General features: G+C 74.6%; 1 pseudogene. It reads right to left on the bottom strand.

Annotated features, from left to right (window positions below):
• Positions 1-233: pseudogene (locus tag A6V37_RS41650) on the bottom strand (FAD-binding oxidoreductase); the annotation flags it as partial.
• Positions 234-547 lie beyond the last annotated feature (314 nt).

Here is a 547-nt window from a genome sequence, read left to right as displayed (position 1 = left end):
ACCACGGGCTGATAAGCCGCGTGACAGATGGCGAGCGCCTGCGCGACCTTCTCCGTACTGCGCGGCAGCAGCAACGCGGCGCGCCGCGTCGGCGCGTGGCGCGTCCAGCCCGTCCTGGCCCGCTCGCCACTCTGCCCCCCCCCGCGCACGCCGTCCTCGCCGCGCCCGGCCCCTAGCTCGCCGACCGTTCCGCACAGCCCCCGCTTCCCGCTCCCCGTGCCGTTCTCCGTCATGCCCTGGTCCCTTGCCTTCCTTCACCCCCCCCTTCCCTCCTCACGTTCCACGCGCCCAGCTTCACCACGTTCCACCACCCTCCACCTCCTCCCACCGCCCACCACCTTCCTACTCTCTGTCCGCTCGCCACCGCGCCTCTCGCACCGCTCTCCGTCGCCGCCGTCACCCGCACATGCCCGCCGTGCCGCCACGCGATCCCTCCGCCGCGCATCGCCAGCCACAGCCACGGCCTCCACCCCAGTTCCTCGCCCCCCACCCTCCGCCGCCGCCGCAGCCTCCCTCCCCTGCCTACCCCCCCCCCCACCGCAACCTC

Source organism: Paraburkholderia ginsengiterrae, assembly GCF_001645125.1.
In the GTDB taxonomy this organism is placed as follows: domain Bacteria; phylum Pseudomonadota; class Gammaproteobacteria; order Burkholderiales; family Burkholderiaceae; genus Paraburkholderia; species Paraburkholderia ginsengiterrae.
The sequence above is the reverse complement of the archived record's forward strand: the minus strand, read 5'-3'. Positions and strand labels throughout refer to the sequence as shown.